At 61.2% G+C, this 4,310-nt stretch carries 4 protein-coding genes and 1 pseudogene; 1 reads left to right on the forward strand and 4 read right to left on the reverse strand.

Annotated features, from left to right (window positions below):
* Nucleotides 1-424, forward strand: a pseudogene (locus tag WA989_RS12580) (hypothetical protein); the annotation flags it as partial.
* Between the two features lie 20 nt (nt 425-444).
* On the opposite strand, the gene WA989_RS12585 reads toward WA989_RS12580, so the two are convergent.
* The 4 genes from WA989_RS12585 to WA989_RS12600 all read right to left on the reverse strand — a co-directional run.
* Nucleotides 445-1,239 carry a crotonase/enoyl-CoA hydratase family protein gene (locus tag WA989_RS12585; protein WP_424340839.1) on the reverse strand — a complete coding sequence of 265 codons (795 nt, stop codon included), beginning with the start codon at nt 1,237-1,239 and terminating at the stop codon, nt 445-447.
* A gap of 82 nt (nt 1,240-1,321) precedes the next feature.
* Nucleotides 1,322-2,533, reverse strand: a complete 1,212-nt coding sequence (locus tag WA989_RS12590) for a GGDEF domain-containing protein (RefSeq protein ID WP_424340840.1) — start codon at nt 2,531-2,533, stop codon at nt 1,322-1,324.
* Between the two features lie 86 nt (nt 2,534-2,619).
* Nucleotides 2,620-3,948, reverse strand: coding sequence for a cytochrome P450 (locus WA989_RS12595; RefSeq protein WP_424340841.1), 1,329 nt, complete (start codon nt 3,946-3,948; stop codon nt 2,620-2,622).
* 135 nt (nt 3,949-4,083) lie between these two features.
* On the reverse strand, nt 4,084-4,310 hold a 227-nt coding region (locus WA989_RS12600; RefSeq protein WP_424340842.1), incomplete at its 5' end, for an ROK family protein.

The raw sequence follows: 4,310 nt of genomic DNA on the forward strand, positions 1-4,310 counted from the left end.
GGCGTGGACGTTCCTGTTCTGGGGGTATCTGCATGGCGCGCTTCTCTGCGTTGAACGCCTTGCCGGCTGGCCGAAACGCGTTGAAGCCAGCATCGCTCTGAAATTCTTTGGCGGCATCGTCACCTTCTACTTCGTGGCAATCGCCTTTGTCTTCTTCAGGGCCGCCGATTTTGATGTCGGGCTAGCCATAACATCGGTCATGCTGGGCGCGGGCAGCGCCGGAACGATAAGTTTCGGTCTGCTGGCCTGGGCGGCGCTGGCAGGATTTCTCGGCCTGCACTTTATAGTGTTCCAATTCAAGCTTGGTCAGACCGTTGCGCGCTGGCCCGCACCGGTGACCGCCGCCCTGTGCGGGCTCTGGCTCGCTGTCATGTTGCCCTTCGTGCCGACCGAAACCGTTCCGTTCATCTACTTCCAGTTCTAGTCTCTGGCCGGCGCGGCGTCCTACCGGCCTTTCCAGACGGGGGCGCGCTTTTCGAGGAAGGCGCGGGGGCCTTCCTGGGCGTCCTCGCTGGAGAAGACGACGGCCGAGGCCTCGTTCGAGGCTTTCCAGAGATCTTCCTCTGTGCCGTCATAAGCCTTGCGGGCGACTTCCAGGCTCTTGCGGACAGCAAGCGGCGCGTTCACACCGATCTGCTTTGCAAGATCCTGGGCCTCGCCGAGAACCTGGTCAGAGGGCACCATGCGGTTGATCAGGCCGAGCTGGTAAAGCCTGTCGGCTGGCAGCGGATCGCCTGTCGCCACGATTTCCAGCGCGATATTACGGGGCAGGGCGCGGGGCAGACGGAAGACGCCGCCAGCGCCGGCAAAGATGCCGCGTTTCACTTCGGGCAAGCCGAACCGCGAATCATCCGCCGCGACGATCATGTCGCAGGAGAGCGGAAGTTCGCAGCCGCCGGCGAGCGCATTGCCGCGCACAGCTGCGATCCATGGCTTGGTGCGGGGATATTTCACGAGGCCGGCAAAGCCGCCTTCCTTGGTCGACAGGGCGCGGGCATTGCCCTTGGAGATCTCCGACAGATCCGCCCCGGCGCAAAAGGTCGATTCCAGTGACGAGGTCAGGATCACGACGCGGACATCCTCGTCGCGCTCTGTCTCTTCGCATATCCAGCCAAGCGCGGAGGCCACTGCGCCATTGACGGCATTGCGTTTGTCCGGGCGGTTCAGCGTGACGACTGCGACATGGTCCTTCACCTCGTAAAGGACTTCGTTTCCAACGCTTTCGGGTTTGTCTGACATGTTTCGTTCCTCCTGTTCTGCCGCCAGAAAAAGCATGACGGCAGAGGCGGAACAAGATTCACCTAGGGGCAGAGCGCCCTGTTCAGGCGGACTTGCGCGTCTCGGTTTCGCTGTAATTGTCCCGGTGCATCGGCCGGCCGGCCCCAGCCGGGCGCTCAGCGCATTTGACCCGGTTGCCGCCTTCCGCGACGGCGGCGCGGTGCATGGCATCGGCGTGCTGGTAAATGTCGTGATAGCTCGAAGCTTCGCCGAATTCGGCGATGCCGAAACTTGCCGTGACAATGTGAGAGAGAGGCAGGGAGGGGACGGACAGTTCCCGGAAACAGGTCTTCATCCGCGAGGCAAGGCGCGTTGCACCCTCAAGGTCGGTGCCGGGCAGGATAAGGCAGAATTTTCCGCCGCTAATGCGTCCGGCAAGGTCGGCATGCCGTGTGCCGCCCGTCAGTATGTCGCCAAAAGCGACTATGAGTTCCTCGCTTGCGCGCCGGCCAAATGTCGTGGGCATGGTCCTGAAATTGTCGATCTCGATCACGACAAGGCTCGCCGCGGTCGCGCTGGAGCGATGCTGGCAGAAGACTTGCGCGGTCTGTTCGAAGGTCCGCCGGCTGAGCAGGCCTGTCAGCCAGTCGCGGTGGTCCTGGTTGCGCATCTCGCGAATGTTGCGGCTGACGCAGACCGAGACCAGCGCGCCGGCCGCTGCCATCACGGAGAGGACCGTGATCACATTGGTCGAGCGCCAGTAGAGTGACTCGAAGAAATTGGTCTGCGTGATCTCGGCGCCGAATGTCGTCAGAGGCGCGATGAGCAGGTAGTTCAGGGCGATCAGCGTATAAGCGATGATGACGGCAGAGCCGGTCCAGTGCTGGTTCCAGATGCTGCGTAGACGGAACAGAGCGACGCAGAACATGATCCCGTGGAGCGTGTTGACGGTCTGGATGCGAATGCTCAGCCCGATCTGCGCGAGTTGGATGACGACGGCTGCAACGACGCCGAGGATGGCGAGGCTGGCCAGGCTGAGAACCGGCGGCTTGCGGTTAAACGCGCGGCACGTGCCAAAGGCGAGACAGAAGATGCCGGCGCCATAGACGGCATTGTTCGATATGGCGTTGGCCACTGTTTCCTTGGCGATGAGATAGTTGCTGAGGCAGAAACCCAGCGCGCAACAGCCGAAGGCGAAGCAGAACCACAAGGCGGCCTTATCCTGGCGGTTATAGTGCCAGAAGCCCGCAAAGATCGCACTGATGCAAGCTGCAATTCCCGGAAATGCGAGACCGGATAAGGCGAGATGATTCAAGGCTGTCTCCTGCCAGACGATCGAAGGGCGAAGCTAGCAGAACAAGGAAACCAAAGACTTAATCAGCACGGTTCAATTGCAAGCGATCAAAGACCGAGATCGACACCGAGCCTGGCGATGGCGTGAACGAAGTTGTTTGGCGTGATTGCGATGTCGCCGGTCCATTCCGCGTTTGGGAAGCGCGCAAGGATCTGGCGATAGGCGCTTTCCAGCTGCATGTTCGCAACGCGCTGGCCAAGACAGACATGAGGGCCCATGCCGAAAGCGAGGTGGTCCTTGGCATTGGCGCGGGTCACGTCGAAACGGTCAGGGTCTGCAAAAACTGACGGGTCACGATTGGCTGCGCCGTAATACATGACGACCTTCTCGCCCTCGCCGATCTTCTGGCCATTGATCTCTGCGTCTTCCGTGGCGGTGCGGCGCATATAGATGACCGGCGAGACCATGCGGATCGCCTCATGGACCATGTTCGGAATGAGGGAAGGGTCGTCGATCAGCATCTGTTTCTGCTCGGGAAACTCTGTGAGAAGCTTCATCGTGCCGGAGAGGGAATTCCGCGTCGTGTCATTGCCGGCAAAGACAATGAGCAGCCAGGAGCCATCCAGCATTTCGTCGGACAGGAGCTCCCCGTCTACTTTCGCATTGGCGATGGCCGAGAGGAGATCCTCATTTGGCTCGCTGCGGCGCGATTGCAGAACGGATTTTCCGTACTCGAACATCTCGAGTACGTTCTGGACGAAGGCGCCGAAGAAATCCGGATCGATCGCCTCGCCCTTGCGCATCGTGTCGGCGGAGACTTCGAGATAGTGCATCCAACGAATGAGTTTCGGACGGTCCTCTTCAGCCACGCCGAGGATTTCACACAGTGTGAACAGGGGTAGCTCGGCCGAGAACATCTCGACCATGTCGATGGGCCCAGCCGTGTCGCGCGCCCTGGCCTCCATCGCATCTAGCAGGCGCGTCACCTTGGCATCGACGCGTGTCTTCAGGTCCGCGATGTAAGCGGGCGTAAAGAAGGGCATGTGCTCGCGCCGCAGCGGCATGTGGTAGGGCTGGTCAAGATTGATCATCGCCTCGAGCGATGCGCGATGGAGCAGGGGATGGCGCTGGCCGTCCGCTCCGTAATTCATCAGGATACCGCCCTTCTGGGAGGAGAAGACCTTTGTGTTGAGCTCGGTCGCGCGGATATCGTGATAGCCGGTCAGCGCCCAGAAGCCTGCACCCATTTCCTCTTCATGCCAGCAGACAGGTGCGCGCTGGCGCATCTCTGCAAAGGCGGCGAAGGGCTGGCCCGCGGTGAAGAGATCGAGATCGGTAAGGTCTGCGGCGGGCGTGACAGGATAGGCGCGCTTATATTTGGGACCCTTGGGCGCGTCGGCTTCTTCCATGGCGGTCTGGCTGACATTGGCTAACATATGCGGCCTCTCTGGCTGGGCGGGAACTGGTACTCATACTTCCAAGTTCTGGCCGCGTGGCCAAGGCCTTTCGCGGCGTAACCGGCTTGTCCCACAAGTGCCGCGCAGAGCTGCGCGAGGGGCTGCTCTGGTGCCTCAGTGGGACTGCACCGATTTTGCCAGGGCAAGCGCGCCGGTAACCCCGGCTGCCGGTCCGAGAGCGGGCGGTACGATATAGGCTGACAGATCACCTCTGAGGCGTTTGTCTGTGAGATAGCCGCCCAGCCGATTGGCGGTTTCGCGCCGGACCGCATCGATCAGGCCCGGTGTGTTCATGACGCCGCCGCCAAATACGATCGCATCCGGCCTGTGCATGAGGGTGA

This window comes from Henriciella sp. (assembly GCF_049649345.1).
Taxonomy (GTDB): Bacteria; Pseudomonadota; Alphaproteobacteria; order Caulobacterales; family Hyphomonadaceae; genus Henriciella.

What these genes read in the sequence shown, in the direction of transcription:
- WA989_RS12595 (WP_424340841.1), bottom strand. Translation starts at nt 3,948, where the DNA reads ATGTTAGCCAATGTCAGCCAGACCGCCATGGAAGAAGCCGACGCGCCC.
- WA989_RS12585 (WP_424340839.1), bottom strand. Translation starts at nt 1,239, where the DNA reads ATGTCAGACAAACCCGAAAGCGTTGGAAACGAAGTCCTTTACGAGGTG.